Below are 19,306 nucleotides of genomic sequence, written 5' to 3'. Positions count from 1 at the left end.
GTGCCATGTCCGCGGATTTCACCATCGACGTCGAGCCCGAGCGCGATCTCGTCCGCATCCGGATGCGCGGCTTCTTCACGACTGAGGACATCGACGCCTTTCTCGCAGAGCGTGCTACCGCGCATGGCCGGTTGACCTGTGGGCCCAACCAGCATCTCACGCTCAATGACCTGCGCGAGATGAAGATCCAGGCGCAGGAAAGCGTCGAGACGTTCCGTACCATGCTGGCCGACCCCGCCTATCGCTCGCGGCGGCTGGCTTTCGTGATGGGCAAGACACTGGCCCGCACCCAGCTGAATCGCGCCCTCGACCAGCGCTATGCCCGCTGCTTCGAGGATGTGGCGACGGCCGAAGCCTGGCTGTTCGCCGGCACGGATCGCGCCGCCGCCTGATCAGTTCGCCGGCTTGTTGGCCCCCGCGACCATCGCATCGAAATCCTTCTTGGTCAGCGCGAGCAGCAATCCCTTGTTGTTCTTGCCGAACGCCTCGAGTGGCACCTCGACCTTGCCCGCCTCCGCGACGATCACCGCGGCGGCCATGCTGACCGACTCGACCTTGCCGAGCACCACGCCCTTCGAATCGCGCACTTCGCTGCCGGCGGTGACGTCCCCGGGCTTGGCGGGCACCGCCCGCGCCGTCTTCGGCTTCTCGGCGTCGAGGCGCGAATCGCGCACCGCCTTGTCGATCCGCGCCGCGCTGTCGTCCGGTCCCTTGAGCTCCGGCGCGTCCACCGATCCAACCAGCACCGGCATGCCCGGCCCGGTCGATCCCTGCTGCGCCTGCGCCGCGCCGGCACCCAGCGTCAGTCCCGCGGCAATCGCCGCCAGCTTCACTGCTTTCATCTGTCCCTCTCCTGTCTTTTGCCGGGAATGGTATCGGTAACAGGAGCAGTGGGCAATCAGTCGTCCTCATCCTCGAATCCGGCCAGGTCGAGCGCCCGGGCCTTGACCTGGTGGAGCCGGCACCAATGGACCAGCGCATCCTCCCGCCCATGCGTCACCCAGACTTCGCGGGGCTCCAGCTCGCGGATCGTGCGGGTCAGCTCGTCCCAATCGGCATGATCGGACAGGATCAACGGCAGCTCGACATTGCGCTGCCGGGCACGCTGGCGCACCCGCATCCAGCCCGATGCCATCGCGGTGATCGGATCGGGCAGCCGGCGTGACCAGCGATCGTTGAGCGCGCCGGGCGGGCAGAGGATGATCCGCCCCTGCAATTCGGCCCTGGCGACGCCCGTGGCCGGGCGCAGCTCGCCAAGGTCTGCGCCCTGCTCGACATAGAGATCGCACAGCCGCTGCAGCGCGCCGTGCAGGTAGATCGGATCGTCGAACCCCATCACCCGCAGCTCGGAGATCACTCGCTGCGCCTTGCCCAGCGCATAGGCACCCACCAGCACGCAGCGCTCCGGATTGGCGCGGAGCGCGGCAAGCAGCTTGTCGAGCTCGTCATGCGTCTCGGGATGGCGGAAGACAGGGAGCCCGAACGTCGCCTCGGTAATGAACACGTCGCAGGGCACCGGCTCAAACGGCGCGCAAGTGGGATCCGGGCGGCGCTTGTAATCGCCCGAGACGACGATCCGTTCGCCGCGATGCTCGATCACGATCTGCGCCGAGCCGAGGACATGGCCGGCAGGAACGAAGCGGATATCGATGCCGTGCATGCTGATCCGCTCGCCATAGGCAACGGGATTGCCGCTCTGCGGCCCGTAGCGCGCTTCCATGATCGCCAGCGTCTGGGGCGTGGCCCACACCGCTTCATGGCCGCCCCGCGCGTGATCGGCATGGCCGTGGGTGACCAGCGCGCGGCGGACCGGCTGCGACGGATCGATCCAGATATCGGCCGCCGGCAGATAGATGCCGGTGGGTCTAGGATCGATCCAGTCGCCGAGCTTCGCCATCATGCCTATATGGTCGGGATGGCCGCCGGTTCCCAGCTCCCCCCAACATTGTCGAACTGGTTCGCGGCCCGGGGCTGGGCGCCGCGCCGCCACCAGCTCGAGATGCTGGAAGCGGGCCGGCGTGGCGAGCATGCGCTGCTGGTGGCGCCGACCGGCGCGGGCAAGACGCTGGCGGGCTTCCTGCCGACCCTGGCCGAGCTGATCGAAGCACCCGCCGACGGGCTGCACACACTCTATATCTCGCCGCTCAAGGCGCTGGCCGTCGATGTGCAGCGCAACCTGCTCACCCCGATCGAGGAAATGGGCGCCCCCATCCGCGTCGAGACCCGTACCGGCGACACACCCTGGGAAAAGAAGGTCCGCCAGCGCGCGCGGCCGCCGCAGATCCTGCTGACCACCCCCGAATCGCTCAGCCTGCTGCTTTCCTATGAGGACAGCCTGACGATGTTCGAGGGGTTGCGGACGGTGGTGATCGACGAGGTCCACGCCTTCGCCACCGGCAAGCGCGGCGACCTGCTCGCCCTCGCCCTGGCCCGCCTCCAGCGGCTTGCCCCAAACCTGCGCCGGGTGGCGCTATCGGCTACGGTCGCGGATCCGGACGGCTATCGCGCCTGGCTGGCCCCGCATGGCGATATCGATACGGTCACCCTGGTGCAGGGCGAGAAGGGCGCCGAGCCCAATATCGCGATCCTGTTGCCCGAGGACCGGGTCCCCTGGGCCGGCCATTCGGGCGTCTATGCGATCCCCCAGGTGATGGCCGAGATCGAGACACACCAGACGACGATCGTCTTCTGCAATACCCGCGGCCTGGCCGAGCTGGTCTTCCAGCAATTGTGGAAGGTCAACGAGCTCAAACTGCCGATCGGCGTGCATCACGGCAGCCTCAGCCTCGAGGCCCGCCAGCGCGCCGAGCAGGCGATGGCCGACGGGCAGCTGCGCGCGCTGGTCGCCACCGCCAGCCTCGATCTCGGCGTCGACTGGGGCGATGTCGATTGCGTGATCCAGATGGGCGCGCCCAAGGGTTCGTCGCGCCTGCTCCAACGCATCGGCCGCGCCAACCATAGGCTCGACGAGCCCTCGGAAGCCGTGCTCGTTCCCGGCAACCGCTTCGAATATCTCGAGGCCCGCGCCGCGCTCGACGCCGTCGAGCAGGGCGAGCTCGATCCCGATGTCTTCCGTCCCGGCGCGCTCGACGTGCTGGCACAGCATGTCATGGCCTGCGCCTGCGCGTCGCCTTTCGACCGTGACCAGTTGCTGCACGAAATCCGCGCAGCATTGCCCTATTCGGCACTCCCCGACGAGACGTTCGATCGGGTGCTGAGCTTCATCGCCGATGGCGGCTATGCGCTGCGCGCCTATGACAAGTTCAAGCGGCTGACCAAGGGCAGGGACGGGCTGTGGCGGGTGACCACCCCGGCCTTTGTTGCGCAGCATCGCTTGAACGCCGGCATCATCGTCGAATCGCCGATGATGGAGGTGCGCTTCAAGAATGGCCGGCGGCTCGGCAAGGTCGAGGAAGCGTTCGGCACCCAGCTTTCGCCCGGCGATGCCTTCGTATTCGCCGGGATGGCGGTGGAGGTCGAGCGCGTCGAGCTGACCGACCTGATCGTCCGCGCTACCGCCAAGCCGGCGCGCTATGTCTCGTACATGGGCGCGCGCCTCGCGATCACCGCCACCCTGTCCGAACGGGTTCGCCATTTCCTGCACGACCGCAGCCAATGGCGGCGCTTTCCCGATGATGTCCGCGAATGGCTCGAGGTGCAGGAACGTCGTTCGGCGATCCCCGCGCCCGGCCAGCTGCTCGTCGAGACCTTCCCGCACGAAGGCAAGCACCACATGGTCGTCTACAGCTTCGAGGGCTGGAACGCGCACCAGTCGCTCGGCATGCTGGTGACGCGGCGGATGGAGGCGCTGGGGCTCAAGCCGCTCGGCTTCGTCGCCAATGACTATGCGCTTGCCGTCTACGGGCTGGAGAAGATCGAGGACCCGGCCGCTTTGTTCTCGCCCGACATCCTCGAGCATGAGTTCGTCGAATGGGTGCAGGGCTCGGCTCTGCTCAAGCGCGCCTTCCGCGAAGTGGCAATCATCGGCGGGCTGGTCGAGCGCCAGCATCCTGGGAAGAAGAAGACCGGGCGCCAGGTCACCTTCTCGACCGACCTGATCTATGACGTGCTGCGCAAGTACGAGCCCGATCACCTGCTGCTGCGCGCCGCCTGGGCCGATGCGCGGGCGCGGATGACCGATGTCGGTCGGCTAGGCCATCTGCTCGATACCGCCGCCGACACGATGCTGCATGTCGATCTGCCGCGCGTGTCGCCGATGGCGGTGCCCGTCCTCATCATGATCGGCCGCGAGAATGTCGCGCAGGGCATGACCGAGGACGCGCTGCTGATGGAAGCCGAGGACATCGCGGCGGAGGCGATGCGCCTCGATTAGACACAATTCAGACAATTGCTGCGCAGCATGGATGGGTGTACCTTCACAGACATGAACAGGCTCGCAGCGCTTCTCCTGCTCCCGCTGGCCGCAACCGCCGGAGCCCATGACCTCCAGAATCCGAGCGAGCGCACCCCGCCGCCCCAGGATCCCGAGCTGACCATGCCCAGCCCGGAGGATGTCGAGGCGACGCTGCTGGCGCTGGGCGAGCTCGACGCGCGACTGACCGTTCCGGTGGCCGTCGGGACGAGCGGCCCCTACAATTTCATCATCGACACCGGTGCCGAGCGCACGGTCGTGTCGCGCGAGCTGGCCGGCTCGCTGAAGCTCGGCGCTTCCTCTCCGGTGGTGATCACCTCGATGACCGGCCGCGACACGGTCAACACCGTGCTGGTCCCCGGGCTGAGCATCAAGTCGATCGGCGAGCAGCATACCATCATCGCTCCCGCCCTGGAGGCGCGCAACCTTGGCGCGCTCGGCCTGCTCGGCATCGACACGCTGCGCAACCACCAGGTCACGATCGACTTCGAGAAGGGCGTGATGGCCGTGCGCCCCAGCACGAAGCGCAACGCCTTTTCCAAGCGCGACCGCGACGAGATCGTGGTCACGGCCAAGAGCGTGTTCGGCCAGCTGATCGTGACCGACGCCTATTACGACAATACCCGCATCCAGGTGGTGCTCGACACCGGCAGCCAGGTGACGATGGGCAACAGCGCGCTGCGCAAGCGGGTGGGTCGCGACACGCCGCGGTCGCAGAGGATCCTGCTGACCAGCGTGACCGGCGACCAGACCACGGCGGACTATACCCAGGTGCCCAATGTCACGGTCGGCCAGGTGCGCTTCGGCTCGATGCCGGTCGCCTTTGCCGACGTCACGCCCTTCGAGCGTTTCGGCCTGGTCAAGCGACCGGCACTGCTGCTCGGCATGGATGCGCTGCGCAGTTTCCGCCGGGTCGAGATCGACTTCCCCAATCGCCAGGTCCGCTTCCTGATGCCCAGGGACAACAAGCCGAAACAGGCGGGGACCGGATCGATGCTGCCGGGGGTGCGCGGCATGGGGACGATCCATACCTATTGAGCGGCGCAAAGGGCTACTGGCATTGACTTTGGCCGCCCGGGCGCGTTGACACCGGGATCATGACCAGCCTTTCGCGCGCCGCGCTCGCATCGCTTCCCGCATCCGTCACCCGGCCGGGACACGATATCGAATCCCTCCGCACCGGCGTAGTCCATTTCGGCCCCGGCGCCTTCCATCGCGCACACCAGGCCGATGTGTTCGACCGGGTGCTGGACAGCGATCCGCGGTGGGGCATTGCGGCGGTTTCGTTGCGCAGCGCGGGCACGGTCGATGCGCTCAAGGCGCAGGACGGGCTTTATACGCTTGCGGTGATCGACCGCGAGCCGAGCACCCGCATCATCGCCGCACATTCGGACGCGATCGGACCGGGCGAAGGCGCGAAGCTGCGCACGCTGCTGGCCGATCCTTCGGTCAAGATCGCGACCAGCACCGTGACCGAGAAGGGCTATTGCCTGGGCGCCGACGGTTCCCTCGACTTCAACCATCCCGACATCGTCCATGACCGCGCCCGCCCCGACGAGCCGGCGAGCGTGATCGGCTGGATCGTCTCGGGCCTCGCCGATCGCCGCGCGGCGGGCGCGCCGCCCTTCGCGATGCTCTGCTGCGACAACATGACCGGCAATGGCGGCAAGCTCCGCGCCGCCTGCGTCGCGCTCGCCGGCGAATGGGACGCCAAAGCAGGTCATGGGGGTCTCTCCGACTGGATCGCGCATGAAGTCGCCTTCCCCGATTCGATGGTCGATTCGATTACCCCGGCAAGCGACCCGGCCTTCCTGGCCAAGATCGCCGAAGAACTGGGTGTGACCGATGCAGCCGCCGTGCAGCGCGAGCGCTTCACCCAGTGGGTGCTGCAGCGCTTCGATCTTGCCGACGGGCCGGACCTCGGCGCAGCCGGCGTCACCCTGACCAACGACGTGCAGGGCTATGAACAGGCCAAGCTGCGCATCCTCAACGGCGCGCATTCGAGCCTGGCCTATATCGGCCTGGCGCTGGGCCATGAGACGGTGTTCGAGGCGGTCAGCGATCCCGCCCTCGGCGCCTTTGTCGGCCGGCTGATGCATGAGGACATCGCCGGCTCGCTCAAGCCGGTCGAGGGCCTGGACGTGCAGAGCTATGCGGGCGCGGTGCAGGACCGCTTCCGCAACCCGGCAATCCGCCACCTGCTCAGCCAGATCGCCTGGGACGGCTCGCAGAAGCTGCCCTATCGCCTGCTCGACACCGTTCGCGATCGGCTGGCCGCAGGCGAGAGCGTGGAGCGGCTGGCGGTGCCGGTGGCGGCATGGATCGCCTTCCTCCACCGCAAGGCGACGCTCGGCGAGAAGATCACCGACCCGCTGGCCGAAACACTGGCCCAGGCCGCGGCCAGCGCCGATCCCGCCAGCGCGGTGCTGGCGCTGCGCCAGGTGTTCCCGGCCCAGCTCGCCGAAGATCCGCGCTTCCGCGACGCGGTGACCGATGTGGTTCCGGCATTCCTGGAAGGCCGGGCGACGGCGCTGCTGGCGCGTTGATCCTGCAGAGGCTCGACAGCGACTCGCGAAAGTACACAAAGTACAGGCCAAGCGCGGGTTTTCCGGCGCCTAAAGTTGGCATAAGTTCCCGTAAACGCGGCGCATCCCGCAATGATCTTGCGCGAGCGTGATCCTATTTCCCCTACGATCGGCAAGAGCGGCGAGGGTACCCGGCGGCATCAGGCAAGCAGGCGAAATCCTACATTGCAAGGTTGAGAGGCTGGCTCCCCGGCGAAGGCCGGGGATCAGCAAGGGGCAAGGATCAGATCGCCTGCGGCGCCCCGTCGCGCAGCACATGGGTGCAGAGCTGCGCCTCGGGCGTGTCGTCTTCCTCCAGCGCGGCGACGGTGACCCAGCCCTCGGCGCGAAGGCCCGCGCCGATGCCGGGCGGGGTGCCGAAGGGCAGGAACAGCCGGCGGCGCTCGTCCGCGCCGATCGCGGCGTCGAGGATCGGATCGGCAAACAGCGAGAAGCCGACCGCCGTCTCCTCGCGGCCATTGCCGTGGAGGATCGTGTAGGTGCCGCCGCGGCCGATCTCGGCGCGGGCGCCGTGCGCGAACAGCGAGAAGCCGAGCCAGCTCTGATATTCGAAGCCATGGCGCTCGGTGGGATCGAGGGTGAGCGCGGCCTGGCCCCGGATGCTCGCGGCAATCTCGGCAAGACCGTCGAGGCGGGTCGCGAGCGCCTTGCCGGCGTCGATCGCCCGGAGGCGCTCGATCGCGGCATCGAAGGGCCCGGCCGCCTCGATCAGCGGAAGGTAGCGCGGATCGATCGCGGCGACGCCGGCGGCGTCCTTGGCATCGAGCCGCTCGCGCAGGGTGGCGAGCTGGGCCGGCGTCAGGCTGTCGCTGGCGAGGCAATCGACCAGGTCCGGCAGAGTGAAGTCGAGCGCGATGCCCTGGACACCGGCGGCCTGCAGCGCCTCGATCGCGACGCGTACGATCTCGGTGGCGGCGGCAACGGTATCGAGGCCGATCAGCTCGGCGCCGATCTGGCGGGTGGCGCGCAGCGGATCGAGCTCCGAAGCGGAGAGCTTCATCACCGGCCCGGCATAGGAGAGGCGCACCGGACGCGGATGGTGCGCCATGCGCGTCGCGGCGATGCGGCCGATCTGGGCCGTGAGATCGGGACGGATCGCCAGCGTGCGCTGCGACACCGGATCGACGAACCGCACCGCGTCCCGCAGGCCGCTGGCGGCCTTGAGACGCGCGCTCAGCTCGTCGGCGAATTCGGCGAGCGGGGGATCGACCTGCTCATAGCCATAGCCGCGCGCGACACCGAGCACGCGGGACTCCAGCCGCGATGCCGCATCGGCCGCGGGCGGGAGACGATCGTGGAAGCCTTCGGGAAGTAAACCGCTCATCCGGCTCCCCTAGAACATTCCGCCGCCCCGGTGAAACCCGGGACGGCGGATATCGTGCATCAGAACGCCAGTGCCATCGCAGTCTTCACGCCCGGGAGCGCGCGGACCTTGGCAAGGAGCTCCTCGCTGACCTTCTCGTCGACCGAGAGCAGCAGGATGGCTTCGCCACCCGCTTCGCGGCGGCCAAGGTGGAAGGTGCCGATATTGACACCCGCCTCGCCCAGCGTGGTGCCGAGGCGGCCGATGAAGCCCGGCGCGTCCTCGTTGACGATGTAGAGCATGTTGCCGGCGAGGTCGGCTTCGACCTTGATGCCGAACAGCTCGACCAGGCGCGGTGCGGAATTGCCGAACAGCGTGCCGGCCACCGAGCGATCGCCCTGCGCGGTGCCGACGGTGACGCGGACCATGGTGTGGTAATCACCTTCGCGGTCATGGCGCACTTCGCGCACGTCGAGGCCGCGCTCCTTGGCGAGGAACGGCGCGTTGACCATGTTCACCGTGTCCGAATGGACGCGCATCAGCCCGGCGAGCACCGCGCCGACGATCGGCTTCTGGTTGAGCTCGGCTGCGGCGCCTTCGCTCTCGATCGCGATGTTCTTGAGCTCGCCATGCGAGAGCTGGCCGACCAGCGAACCCAGCTTCTCGGCAAGCGCCATGTACGGCTTGAGCCGCGGCGCTTCCTCGGCCGAGAGGCTCGGCATGTTGAGCGCGTTGGTGACGCCGCCCGAGACCAGGAAATCGGCCATCTGCTCGGCGACCTGGATCGCCACATTGACTTGCGCTTCGGTGGTCGAGGCGCCGAGGTGCGGGGTCGAGACGAAGTTGGGCGTGCCGAACAGCGGGTGCTCCTTGGCGGGCTCCACTGCGAACACGTCGAGCGCGGCGCCGGCGATATGGCCCGATTCGAGGCCCTGCTTGAGCGCAGCCTCATCGATCAGGCCACCGCGCGCGCAGTTGATGATGCGCACGCCGCGACGCGTCTTGGCGAGGTTCTCGGCCGAGAGGATGTTGCGGGTCTGATCGGTAAGCGGGGTGTGCAGCGTGATGAAGTCGGCACGCAGCAGCAGGTCGTCGAGCGACACCTTTTCCACGCCCATCTCGATCGCGCGCTCCGGGGTGAGGAACGGATCGAAGGCGACGACCTTCATGCGCAGGCCGAGCGCGCGATCGGCGACGATCGAGCCGATATTGCCGGCGCCGATCAGGCCGAGCGTCTTGCCGGTGAGCTCGACGCCCATGAAGCGGTTCTTCTCCCACTTGCCGGCCTGGGTGGAGGCGTCCGCTTCCGGCAACTGCCGGGCGAGCGCGAACATCAGCGCGATAGCGTGCTCGGCGGTGGTGATCGAGTTGCCGAACGGGGTGTTCATCACGACGACGCCGCGCGCCGAGGCGGCGGGGATGTCGACATTGTCGACACCGATGCCGGCGCGGCCGACGACCTTGAGGTTCGGCGCCGCGTCGAGGATCTCCTGGGTCACCTTGGTCGAGCTGCGGATGGCGAGGCCGTCATAGTTGTTGATGATCGCCTTGAGCTCTTCCGGGGTCTTGCCGGTGATCTCGTCGACCTCGACGCCGCGCTCGCGGAAGATCTGCGCGGCCTTGGGATCCATTTTGTCGGAAATCAGTACCTTGGGCATGGGATATGTTCCTGATGCTTCGGTCGTCATCCCCGCGAAGGCGGGGATCCATTGTCGCTGATGCTGCGGCTCTTTCGACGACCTGCGTGAATGGATTCCCGCCTTCGCGGGAATGACGTTCTAATTAAGCAGCCTTGGCTTCGGCGTAGGCCCAGTCGAGCCAGGGGCCGAGCGCCTCGATATCGGCGGTGTCGACCGTGGCGCCGCACCAGATGCGGAGGCCCGCCGGAGCGTCGCGATAGCCGGCGACGTCATAGGCCGCGCCTTCTTTCTCGAGCAGGCCGGCGAACTTCTTGATGAAGGCTTCGTCCGCACCCTCGACCGTGAGGCACACGCTGGTCTTCGAGCGGATGCCGTGCAGCTCGGCGAGATGACCGAGCCACGGCCGCGCCGCGACGATCTTGTTGAGCGCATCGGCATTGGCGTTCGAGCGGGCCATCAGCCCGTCGAGGCCGCCCAGGCCCTTGGCCCATTCGAGCGCGAAGATCGCGTCCTCCACGGCGAGCATCGAGGGGGTGTTGATCGTCTCGCCCTTGAACACGCCCTCGGCGAGCGCACCCTTGGAGACGAGGCGAAACACCTTCGGCAGCGGCCAGGACGGGGTATATTCGGTCAGGCGCTCGACCGCGCGCGGGCCGAGGATCAGCACGCCGTGGCCGCCCTCGCCGCCCAGCACCTTCTGCCAGGAGAAGGTGGCGACATCGATCTTGTCCCAGGGCAGGTCGTAGGCGAACACCGCCGACGTGGCGTCGGCGAAGCTCAGGCCCTCACGATCGGCGGGGATCCACTCGCCGTCCGGCACGCGCACGCCCGAGGTGGTGCCGTTCCAGGTGAACAACACGTCGGTCGACCAGTCGAGCGCATCGAGATCGGGGAGCTGGCCGTAATCGGCGCGCACGACGTTAGGCTCAAGCTTCAGCTGCTTGACCGCATCGGTGACCCAACCTTCACCGAAGCTTTCCCAGGCGAGCGTGGTGACGCCGCGGGCGCCGAGCATCGTCCACATCGCCATCTCGAAGGCGCCGGTGTCCGAGCCGGGCACGATGCCGATACGGTGCGTATCGGGCAGGCGCAGCATCTCGCGCATCAGGTCGATGCAATATTGGAGGCGGGTCTTGCCGATCTTCGAGCGGTGCGAGCGGCCGAGCGACTCGGTGGCGAGCTTCTCGGGCGACCAGCCGGGCGGCTTGGCGCAGGGGCCGGAAGAGAAATAGGGACGCGCCGGCTTCGTGGCGGGCTTTGCGACAGGCGCAATAGTGGCGTCGGCGGCAGTCGAATCAGTCATGTAGTCTCTCCTTACAGAGAGCGCGCGCGGCGTTGGGACCGCGTGGCCCGCCGACGGCCCTAGCGGCGGCCCCGTGAAAGTCAATTGCGCGCAAGCCCCGATCCGCGCACATTTCTGACGTTAACCATGTCGTACGGCTATGCTGCTAGGGTGAGGCCATGCGCGTATTCAGCCTGTTCCTGCCCCTGTTCCTCGCTGGCTGCATCTTCGGCGGCGGCGACGAGCGCCCCGCCCCGCGACCGGCATCGGGACCGATTCGCGAGCGGCCGGGTGGCCCGATCACGCTCAATGGCCCGACACCGCGCGAGACGCAGCAATGCTTCGCCGACCTGTCACGCGAAGGGGTGCGCTACAGCGGCCTGCCCGACCGTGATTTCGGCAGCGGTTGCGTGGTGACCGGCGCCGTGCAGCTGCTCGACATCGGCGTGCCGGTGACCGGATTGAAGTCGATGAAATGCGGCCTCGCCCGCAGCTTCACCGCCTGGGTGCGCTTTGCCGTTGCGCCCGCCGCGCGGCAGATGCTGGGCAGCGACCTGGTCAGGATCGAGACCTATGGCACCTATTCGTGCCGCGGGGTCATCGGCAACGGCGCGGCATCGGCGGCGCGCATGTCCGAGCATGGGCTGGCCAATGCGGTGGATGTCTCGGGCTTCGTGCTCGCGGATGGCCGCAGGGTCACGATCGAACGCGACTGGCGGACGGGCGATGGCCAGGTTCGCGCGTTCCTGGAGACGATCCACGGATCGGCCTGCAAGCGCTTCGGCACGGTGCTGAGCCCGGACTATAACGCGGCGCACTACAACCACCTGCACCTCGACATGGGAAGGGGTCCGTTTTGCCGCTGATTGCAGGGCGCCTCGGATCGGCTTAAGCCGGTCGAAATGAACGATACGAGAGTCCCGAGCCGCGTTTTCCGCCCTGCCCAGCAGGAAGTGCAGAACGCCAACACCGCCAGCGGCACGCCCCAGACCGAGCATCCCGCCTACCGCCTCGCCTTCCAGGACATGGACTTCCTGTTGCGCGATGATTTGCGGCCGATCCGTTTCCAGCTCGAGCTGCTCAAGCCGCAGCTGCTGCTCGACGAGGCGCACATCAAGTCGACCTTCGTCATCTATGGCTCGGCGCGCATCCCCGAGCCGGACAAGGCCGGCGCGCTGCTCGAGCTGGCCGAGACCCCGCAGCAGAAGAAGATCGCCGAGCGGCTGGTCGAGAAGTCGAAATATTATGACGTGGCCCGCGAGCTGGCGCAGCTCGCCTCCAACTTCCCGCTCGACGAAGCCGGCAACCGCCACTTCGTCGTGACCTCGGGCGGCGGCCCGTCGATCATGGAAGCGGCGAATCGCGGCGCGCGCGATGTCGGCGCCGACACGATCGGGCTCAACATCCTGCTGCCGCACGAACAGGCGCCGAACCCGTATGTGACCCCGGGCCTGTCGATGCAGTTCCACTATTTCGCGCTGCGCAAGATGCACTTCCTGCTGCATGCGCGCGCGGTGGCGGTGTTCCCGGGCGGCTTCGGCACGTTCGACGAATCGTTCGAGCTGCTGACCCTGATCCAGACCGGCAAGATCGAGCCGATCCCGGTGATCTTCTACGGCAAGGACTTCTGGACCCGCGTCGTCAATTTCGAGGCGCTGTGCGAGGAGGGCGTGATCTCGCCCAAGGACCTCAACCTGTTCCACTTCTGCGAGACCGCCGAAGAGGGCTGGCAGATCGTCCAGGACTTCTGGAAGGACAAGGATCACACGGTGATCGCACGGCCGCGCCCGGGCATCGACAAGCCCGAGACGGTGCTCAAGCAGGGCTAGGCAAGCGTGAGGTAAAGCTCGGCCTCGATCACCCAGTCGTCGCCGAGCTCGCGCCACTTGGCGGTGTAGGTGCCCGACGCCTGCATCGCCCCGCCCTGCGCGGCGACGCCTTCCCAATGGCCATGCTCGAAGGCGATCGGTGCGACCGGCGACACCGTGATCGCATCGGGCATGCGCGTGTAGATGCTGCGGTCCTGCATCGCGAATTCGCGCTTCCAGGCGTGCAACTGCGCCTTGCGGCCGGTAATCAGCGCGCTGTCCGTCCCCGCGACCAGCACGACATCGTTCGCGAGCAGCGGACCGATCGCGGCAAGATCCGCCTCGGCCAGCGCGCGGTTGAACGCCGCGCGGCGGATGCGGATGTCGAGTTCGGGGGTCAGGTGCTGGGCCATGCCCATCCCTAATCAGGCCGGGCCGAAATCGTCCAGCAGCTGCGCGCGGCGCGGTTCGAAATCGGCGAGGCCCCATTTCGCCGCCATCTCCAGCCCGACGATCGGATCCGATCGCGTGGAGACGCGCTGGGGCACCAGGTCGCGCTTCGTGCCGGCGCAGCGGAAGACCGCCACATCCGGCGTTGCCGGCGAATCGGCGGGCTCGTCGATCACCACGGCGAGGCGCTGGCTTTCGAGCAGGACCAGCGCGCCGACCGGGAACACGCCGAGCAGGCTGCGGAACGCGCGCAGCACCCGCGGATCGAAATGACCGGTGGTGCCCATCATCCAGTCGAGCGCCGCACCGGGCGACCAGCTGCGCTTGTAGCTGCGGTTCGACGTCACCGCGTCGAACACGTCGCACACCGCCGCCATGCGGGCGTGGATGCTCAGCGTCTCCTGCGAGATGCCGGACGGATAGCCGCTGCCGTCGATTCGCTCGTGATGATGCAGGCAGACGTCGAGCGCGATCTCCGAGTCGATCCCCGAATCGCGCAGCAGCTCGTAGCCGCGCAGCGTGTGCGCCTGGACCCGGGCATATTCGTCGAGGTCGAGCGGACCGGGCTTGTTGAGCAGGTCCGCATCGATCCGCGCCTTGCCGATATCGTGGAGCAGCCCGGCGAGGCCGATCTCCTGGGTCAATTCGGCCCCAAGCCGCAGCTCGTTGCCGAGCGCAAGCATCAACCCGCAGACCGCAACCGAATGGAGATAGGTATATTCGTCGTGCAGCTTGATCCGGGTGACGCTGGGCAAAGCCGTGGGGCTGCGCGCCACCGAGGCGGCAATCGCCGAGACGATCGGAGCGAGGTTCGCCGCCTGGATCTTCCGGCCGAAGCGGATGTCGGCAAAGGTCTCGGTGACGGTGTCCTTCGCCATGCCGACGATCTCCCGGGCACGGTCGCGCTCCTGGGCGAGGCTGGCAGGGCGAGCATTGATGTGGAGCCTCGTGCTGGACAGGCGGCGCGGCGAGGGGGCCCGCGCGGCGGCTTCCGCGGCCGGCCCGGCACTGCCGAGGTCACGCCATTCGCCCGCGTTCAGGCCATCCCGCGCGCTATCCATCCACCCGGCTCAGGCGTACGAGACGGGTGGCGCACCTGCACCTTGTTGCGACCACTTAACCCCCCCGGGCATGCGGCATTAATTCCAGGATTCACGTAATTTACCGACGGTGGGGGGATCAATCGGCCGACCCGCCGAATTGGGTCAGCCGTGCGGCTCCGCGGCCAATGCCGCAAGCGTGGCCAGCATCTGGTCGAAGTGCAGGGTGATGCGGCGATTATTGGCGATGTGGCGATCGTTGCGCAGCACCTGGGCCGGCACGAACACCCCGCCATCCTTCCACGCCACGACCTCCTCCGAGACCAATGCAGCGACCCGGCGGCGCACCGTCTCGAACGGCAGGTCGATCGCGCGGGACAGCGCGCGCAGCGAAACCGGCTCGCGCAGTGCATCGGGCGGCGGCGTGTCCTCGCTCGAATAGAGCTGCGACAGGTGGGGATCCTGGGTGACGCGGCGGACATTGATCGCGGTGATCGCCGCGACGATCGTGCCAGCGGTGACATCGCCGTACAGCTCGGTCAGCGTCTCCAGCGCCCGCAGCGAGAAGGCCAGTATCAGGCGCTCGACCACGCCCGCCGGCAGGGCGGCAACGCCGGCGCCGAGCGTCGCGATCGCCGGGGCATAGCCTGCCTCCGCCAGCCGCTGCAGCGCATGCAGCAACTCGGCCTTGTCCTCGACGGCCAAGCGCGCCAGCACGTCGCTGTCGAAGAACCCCGGCGCGACACTGAACCCGGCCGCGACGCGCATGAGCAACCCGGCATCGACCAGTTCCGCGGCGCGCCGGCGCACCGTGGTGTGCGGCAGCCGCATCGAATGGGCGATGGCAGTGGCGTTGACCGGGCGGCCGAGCGTGCGGGCATCCTCGACGCCGATCCAGCGCCCGGTTGCCGGATCGCGATGGGGATGGTGGGCGATGCTGCCGCCGAGCACGACTTCGAAGACGAAGCCCGCCAGCCGCTCCTGCGGAACCAGCGCCAGCCCGCGCCGGCTGCGCGCCAGCAGCAGTTCCGAGACTTGGCGCGCGACCAGCCGGGTGGACAGCTTGCGGGAGGGCGGTGCGGACAGGTCGGTTGCGAGCATGGGTACGAGCCAAAAAGAAAGCGCCGCGGGATGGCCCGCGGCGCCTTGTTCATTCCATCAGAGCGGAAGCGTCTTCAGACGCCCTTCTTTTCCGCCTGCGCCTTGGCGGCGGGATCCTTGCTCGGCATGCCCTCGGCCGGAGTCGCTTCGTTCGAGAGGTTGCCGCCCGCGGCATGCTCGTCGGTCGCGTTGCCCTCGGCAGGCGCGGCGCCGGCGGCCGGCGGCGCCGGCAGCGGCAGGTTCGAGCCCTGCGAATTCAGATAGGCGATCACGTTCGCGCGCTCCTGCGCATCCGGGATGCCGGCGAAGGTCATCTTGGTGCCCGAGGCGAACTTGCGCGGATTGCTCAGCCACGCGTCCATCTTGTCGAAGTCCCAGCTGCCGCCCACGGCCTTGAGGGCATCGGAGAAGGCGAAGCCGGCCTTGCCCTGGGCAATCGCCTCACCCATCGTGCCATAAAGGTTCGGGCCGATGCCGTTGGCGCCACCCGATGCGATGGTGTGGCAGGCCATGCACTTCTTGAACGAAGCCTCGCCCTTGGCGAGATCGGCGCTGGCCAGGCGAGTGGCGATCGGCGCGACCGCGACGGCACCGCCCTCACTCGCTTCCTCAACGCCTTCAATCACATAGCCCATGTGCTCGGGACGTTCGGCATGGAAATACATTCCGCTCGCGATCGAAAGCCCAAGTGCAGCAATCCCCCCTGCAAGTGCCCAGCCCGCGATCGTATTGAAGCGATTGTCCATGAAATGCCCCTGCGGATATGTTGCGCTTCTTTAAAACCGCCCTTGCAATGAAAGCAAGCGGGGCTTGCGGTGCGAAGTTCGGGCAGCTAGCGCCCGCGCACTATGGAGAATTTCGCAAGCCCGGCGAGAAAGCTCGTCGCGGAGATGACCGAGGCCGCTGCCAGGACCCCCGTTCGGGCCGTCGCCTTCCAGGGCGCGCCCGGCGCCAATTCGCACATCGCGGTGCGCGAAGTGTTCCCCGACGGCCTGCCGCTCCCCTGCTTTTCCTTCGAGGACGCGATCGACGCGGTGAAGGAAGGGCGTGCCGGCTGCGCGATGATCCCGATCGAGAATTCGCTGCACGGCCGAGTGGCGGACATCCACTTCCTGCTGCCCGAATCGGGGCTGTCGATCATCGGCGAGCATTTCCTCCCCATCCGCTACGCGCTGATGGGCCTGGGCCCGGTCGAGGGCGTCAAACAGGCGATGAGCCACCCCCAGGCACTCGGCCAGTGCCGCCACTGGCTGAAGGCGCAGGGCATCCAGCCGCTCGCCTATCCCGACACCGCCGGCGCCGCCGCGATGGTCGCCGAGGCTGCCGACCCCGCGATCGCCGCCCTCGCCCCGCCGGGCGCGGCCGAGCTGTACGGGCTGCGGACGCTCGGCTCCGACATCGCCGATGCTGCGCACAATATGACGCGATTCGTGGTACTTGCCCGCGAGCCGCTGGCGGCCGAGGACAAGCCCGAGGGACCGTTCATGACCACCTTCGTCTTCGAGGTGAAGAACGTCCCCGCGTCGCTCTACAAGGCGCTGGGCGGGTTCGCGACCAACGGGGTCAACCTGACCAAGCTGGAAAGCTACCAGCGCGGCGGCAGCTTCGCGGCGACCGAGTTCTACACCGACATCGTCGGCAGCCCCGACGAGGCGCCGGTGGCGCGGGCGCTGGAGGAGCTCAAGTTCCACACCAAGTGGATGCGCGTGCTCGGCACCTACCCCCAGGCGCGCGAACGCGCCTGACCAGACGCTGAAAGTAACAAAGGTTGCGCCATAGCCGGTTTTTTTCGCCGGCCGGCGGCGCTTGCTTGACTCACGCGACGAATCGTTGTGCATAGACAACATATCGTCGTGTGAGTCGCCATATTGCCGCAGATACACAACCGTATTGCCCTGTTCCGCACCGAACGCGGGATGAGCCGGCGCGAACTGGCCGAGGCGGCCGGGGTGAACCCCCAGACGATCGGCTATCTCGAGCGCGGCGACTATAGCCCCAGCCTGGAGCTGGGCATGAAGATCGCCCAGGTTTTCGAGGTTCCGGTGGAACTCGTCTTCTCGTTCGCCCCCTTCGAATCGGTCGCGAGCGCGCTGCGCCGCGCGGCCGAATGATGCCGGAGACCGCCATGTCCCGTTTCAACGAACGCCTGTTCGCCCGGCTCGACGCCGCGGCCGACCGCACCGGAATCCCCGCGCTGGCCCGGCAGGAAGTGAGACGCCGCCATCTCCGCTGGATCCCGATGTTTGCACTGGCTCTTGCCCTTGGTGGCTGGGGACTGGGGCTCGCCCGGCCCGATGCGTTCCCTATCGGCTATGGCCTGGTCTCGGCCGGATTCGCGCTGGGCGTGTTCCTGCCGATCTTCGGGCCGATCAAGCCCTGGGGAGCGGCGAAGCTCGTCGACGAATTCGACCGCCAGGTGCGCCAGCGCGCCTTCCTGATCGGCTTCGCCACGGTGACCTTCGCAGCCTTTCTGGGCATCTGGCTGCTGCTCGGGCTCACCCTGCTCGGCAATTGGAGCCGTGAGACGCTGATGGGGCAGCTGGCCAATTTCGCCTATATGCTGTTCGTGCTCTACCTGACCGTGCCGACGCTGCACGCCAGCTGGACGACGCAGCCGGTGGAAGAGGACTAGGCGGGCGGTTTCAGCCCCCTTCAGGAGCAGAGTTACACCTTCCCCCGTCATTACCGCGAAGGCGGGAATCCATTACCGCCTTCAGTAGTGGATGGATCCCCGCCTTCGCGGGGATGACGGGCTGGGTAACAGCGCGATTCGGCGGAGAAACCCTGGGCCCCGCCCTTCGCCGGGGGGCAGCTAAAGGCGCTGAACCAGACGGTTCTGTGCGCTAGCCCCCCTCCACCCACGCGGTGAGCAGGGTGTGCGCAATGGCATAGGGCGGCGGTGCCACGAACGGGGCCTCCGGATCGCGGGCGAGCGCCCTGCGCACATCTTCGCGACTGAACCAGTCCGCATGCTCCAGTTCGTGCACGTCGATCCGGATGTCGTCGTTGAGCGCTTCGCCGATACAGGCGACCATCAGCGAGGCCGGGAAGGGCCAGGGCTGGCTGGCGACATAGCGGACCGCGCCGATGCGGATGCCCGATTCCTCGCAGGTCTCGCGCCGCACCGCCTCGTCGATCGATTCGCCGACTTCGAGGAAGCCCGCGAGCGCCGAGTAGCGGCCCGGCGGCCAGCTCGGCTGGCGGCCGAGCAGCGCCATGTCGCCGCGCTCGGCGAGCATGATGACCACCGGCTCGACCCGGGGGAAATGCTCGGCGCCGCAATGGGGGCAGCTCCGCCCCCAGCCGGCATGCGACACCGAAGTGTGCGTTCCGCAATTTCCGCAGAAGCGGTTGCGGCCATGCCAGAAGACCAGCCCGCGCGCCGACGCGTAATTGGCGGCATCGGCCGGCGCGAAGCGATCGAGCATCGCGAACAGCGCCGGCGAGCGGCCCATCGGCACCGGCATCCCCTCCGGCAAGGTCGAGACGAAGCGCGGCTCGCCCGCCTCGAAGCCGAGGAACAGCAGCTCGCCCTGCGCTTCGGCCAAGCTGGTCCAGGTCAGGTGGCCGTCTTCATCCAGCACCGGGTCGAGCCCGTCGAGCACCAGCAGGCGCGCGCGCGGATCGGCCAGCGCGGTGGCGAGCAGCTCGGGATCGTGGCGAACCCGGTCGGCACGATCGAGCGTGCCGCCGGTGAAACCTGGGGTAAGCGTCATTTGCTCCGA

Annotated in this window: 19 protein-coding genes; 9 read left to right on the top strand and 10 right to left on the bottom strand. The window is 67.7% G+C overall.

The features are described 5' to 3' along the window. Nucleotides 1–5: 5 nt before the first annotated feature. Entirely contained in the window at nucleotides 6–392 is a 387-nt protein-coding gene (locus tag O3305_RS17030; RefSeq protein WP_269573595.1) for a hypothetical protein, read from the top strand. Here O3305_RS17030 and O3305_RS17025 read toward each other — a convergent pair whose 3' ends face one another. Both O3305_RS17025 and O3305_RS17020 read right to left on the bottom strand, forming a co-directional pair. Beyond that, nucleotides 393–842, bottom strand: coding sequence for a hypothetical protein (locus O3305_RS17025; protein ID WP_184162401.1), 450 nt, complete (start codon nucleotides 840–842; stop codon nucleotides 393–395). It abuts the gene before it with no gap. 56 nt (nucleotides 843–898) lie between these two features. Beyond that, nucleotides 899–1,897 (bottom strand): ligase-associated DNA damage response exonuclease, encoded by a 999-nt coding sequence (locus tag O3305_RS17020; RefSeq protein ID WP_269576548.1) that lies wholly within the window; start codon nucleotides 1,895–1,897, stop codon nucleotides 899–901. Between the two features lie 18 nt (nucleotides 1,898–1,915). Between O3305_RS17020 and O3305_RS17015 the strand changes: the two genes are divergently transcribed. The 3 genes from O3305_RS17015 to O3305_RS17005 are packed head-to-tail and all read left to right on the top strand — an operon-like array spanning nucleotide 1,916 to nucleotide 6,918. Further along, nucleotides 1,916–4,333: a ligase-associated DNA damage response DEXH box helicase gene (locus tag O3305_RS17015; RefSeq protein WP_269573594.1), complete on the top strand. Its 2,418-nt coding sequence runs from the start codon at nucleotides 1,916–1,918 to the stop codon at nucleotides 4,331–4,333. 51 nt (nucleotides 4,334–4,384) lie between these two features. Continuing rightward, complete coding sequence (locus O3305_RS17010; protein ID WP_269573593.1) at nucleotides 4,385–5,410, top strand: retroviral-like aspartic protease family protein; 1,026 nt, start codon at nucleotides 4,385–4,387, stop codon at nucleotides 5,408–5,410. A 59-nt stretch (nucleotides 5,411–5,469) separates the two neighbouring features. Further along, nucleotides 5,470–6,918 carry a mannitol dehydrogenase family protein gene (locus O3305_RS17005; protein ID WP_269573592.1) on the top strand — a complete coding sequence of 483 codons (1,449 nt, stop codon included), beginning with the start codon at nucleotides 5,470–5,472 and terminating at the stop codon, nucleotides 6,916–6,918. 262 nt (nucleotides 6,919–7,180) lie between these two features. Here O3305_RS17005 and O3305_RS17000 read toward each other — a convergent pair whose 3' ends face one another. From O3305_RS17000 to O3305_RS16990, 3 genes are all read right to left on the bottom strand, one after another. Continuing rightward, a complete protein-coding gene (locus O3305_RS17000; RefSeq protein WP_269573591.1) occupies nucleotides 7,181–8,281 on the bottom strand; it encodes an ATP phosphoribosyltransferase regulatory subunit in 1,101 nt (366 codons plus the stop codon). Between the two features lie 59 nt (nucleotides 8,282–8,340). Next, complete coding sequence (gene serA / locus O3305_RS16995) at nucleotides 8,341–9,918, bottom strand: phosphoglycerate dehydrogenase (RefSeq protein ID WP_269573590.1); 1,578 nt, start codon at nucleotides 9,916–9,918, stop codon at nucleotides 8,341–8,343. Between the two features lie 124 nt (nucleotides 9,919–10,042). Continuing rightward, nucleotides 10,043–11,203 (bottom strand): phosphoserine transaminase, encoded by a 1,161-nt coding sequence (locus O3305_RS16990; RefSeq protein WP_269573589.1) that lies wholly within the window; start codon nucleotides 11,201–11,203, stop codon nucleotides 10,043–10,045. Nucleotides 11,204–11,361: 158 nt separating this feature from the next. Here O3305_RS16990 and O3305_RS16985 point away from each other — a divergent pair, with 158 nt between their 5' ends. Both O3305_RS16985 and O3305_RS16980 read left to right on the top strand, forming a co-directional pair. After that, nucleotides 11,362–12,048 (top strand): extensin family protein, encoded by a 687-nt coding sequence (locus tag O3305_RS16985; protein ID WP_269573588.1) that lies wholly within the window; start codon nucleotides 11,362–11,364, stop codon nucleotides 12,046–12,048. A 36-nt stretch (nucleotides 12,049–12,084) separates the two neighbouring features. Continuing rightward, complete coding sequence (locus O3305_RS16980) at nucleotides 12,085–13,011, top strand: LOG family protein (RefSeq protein ID WP_184162415.1); 927 nt, start codon at nucleotides 12,085–12,087, stop codon at nucleotides 13,009–13,011. Here O3305_RS16980 and O3305_RS16975 read toward each other — a convergent pair. The 4 genes from O3305_RS16975 to O3305_RS16960 form a co-directional block, all read right to left on the bottom strand. Then, entirely contained in the window at nucleotides 13,008–13,403 is a 396-nt protein-coding gene (locus O3305_RS16975; protein ID WP_269573587.1) for a YybH family protein, read from the bottom strand. The genes O3305_RS16980 and O3305_RS16975 overlap by 4 nt on opposite strands. Before the next feature lie 12 nt (nucleotides 13,404–13,415). Then, nucleotides 13,416–14,501 (bottom strand): HD-GYP domain-containing protein, encoded by a 1,086-nt coding sequence (locus tag O3305_RS16970; RefSeq protein WP_269573586.1) that lies wholly within the window; start codon nucleotides 14,499–14,501, stop codon nucleotides 13,416–13,418. A gap of 144 nt (nucleotides 14,502–14,645) precedes the next feature. After that, nucleotides 14,646–15,581 carry a hypothetical protein gene (locus tag O3305_RS16965; protein WP_269573585.1) on the bottom strand — a complete coding sequence of 312 codons (936 nt, stop codon included), beginning with the start codon at nucleotides 15,579–15,581 and terminating at the stop codon, nucleotides 14,646–14,648. Between the two features lie 74 nt (nucleotides 15,582–15,655). Continuing rightward, entirely contained in the window at nucleotides 15,656–16,327 is a 672-nt protein-coding gene (locus tag O3305_RS16960) for a c-type cytochrome (RefSeq protein ID WP_269573584.1), read from the bottom strand. Between the two features lie 102 nt (nucleotides 16,328–16,429). Between O3305_RS16960 and O3305_RS16955 the strand changes: the two genes are divergently transcribed. The 3 genes from O3305_RS16955 to O3305_RS16945 all read left to right on the top strand — a co-directional run bounded on the left by O3305_RS16955 (nucleotide 16,430) and on the right by O3305_RS16945 (nucleotide 18,213). Then, on the top strand, nucleotides 16,430–17,326 hold the full coding sequence (locus tag O3305_RS16955) for a prephenate dehydratase (RefSeq protein ID WP_269573583.1): 897 nt from the start codon (nucleotides 16,430–16,432) through the stop codon (nucleotides 17,324–17,326). A gap of 171 nt (nucleotides 17,327–17,497) precedes the next feature. Then, nucleotides 17,498–17,692: a helix-turn-helix transcriptional regulator gene (locus O3305_RS16950; protein ID WP_269573582.1), complete on the top strand. Its 195-nt coding sequence runs from the start codon at nucleotides 17,498–17,500 to the stop codon at nucleotides 17,690–17,692. A 14-nt stretch (nucleotides 17,693–17,706) separates the two neighbouring features. Continuing rightward, nucleotides 17,707–18,213 carry a hypothetical protein gene (locus O3305_RS16945; RefSeq protein ID WP_269573581.1) on the top strand — a complete coding sequence of 169 codons (507 nt, stop codon included), beginning with the start codon at nucleotides 17,707–17,709 and terminating at the stop codon, nucleotides 18,211–18,213. A 211-nt stretch (nucleotides 18,214–18,424) separates the two neighbouring features. On the opposite strand, the gene nudC is transcribed toward O3305_RS16945, so the two are convergent. Beyond that, nucleotides 18,425–19,297 (bottom strand): NAD(+) diphosphatase, encoded by an 873-nt coding sequence (gene nudC / locus O3305_RS16940; RefSeq protein ID WP_269573580.1) that lies wholly within the window; start codon nucleotides 19,295–19,297, stop codon nucleotides 18,425–18,427. Between the last annotated feature and the right edge of the window lie 9 nt (nucleotides 19,298–19,306).

This window comes from Sphingomonas sp. NIBR02145 (assembly GCF_027359115.1).
GTDB classification, from domain to species: domain Bacteria; phylum Pseudomonadota; class Alphaproteobacteria; order Sphingomonadales; family Sphingomonadaceae; genus Sphingomonas; species Sphingomonas kyeonggiensis_A.
This window is presented reverse-complemented; position numbering and strand designations above follow the sequence as displayed.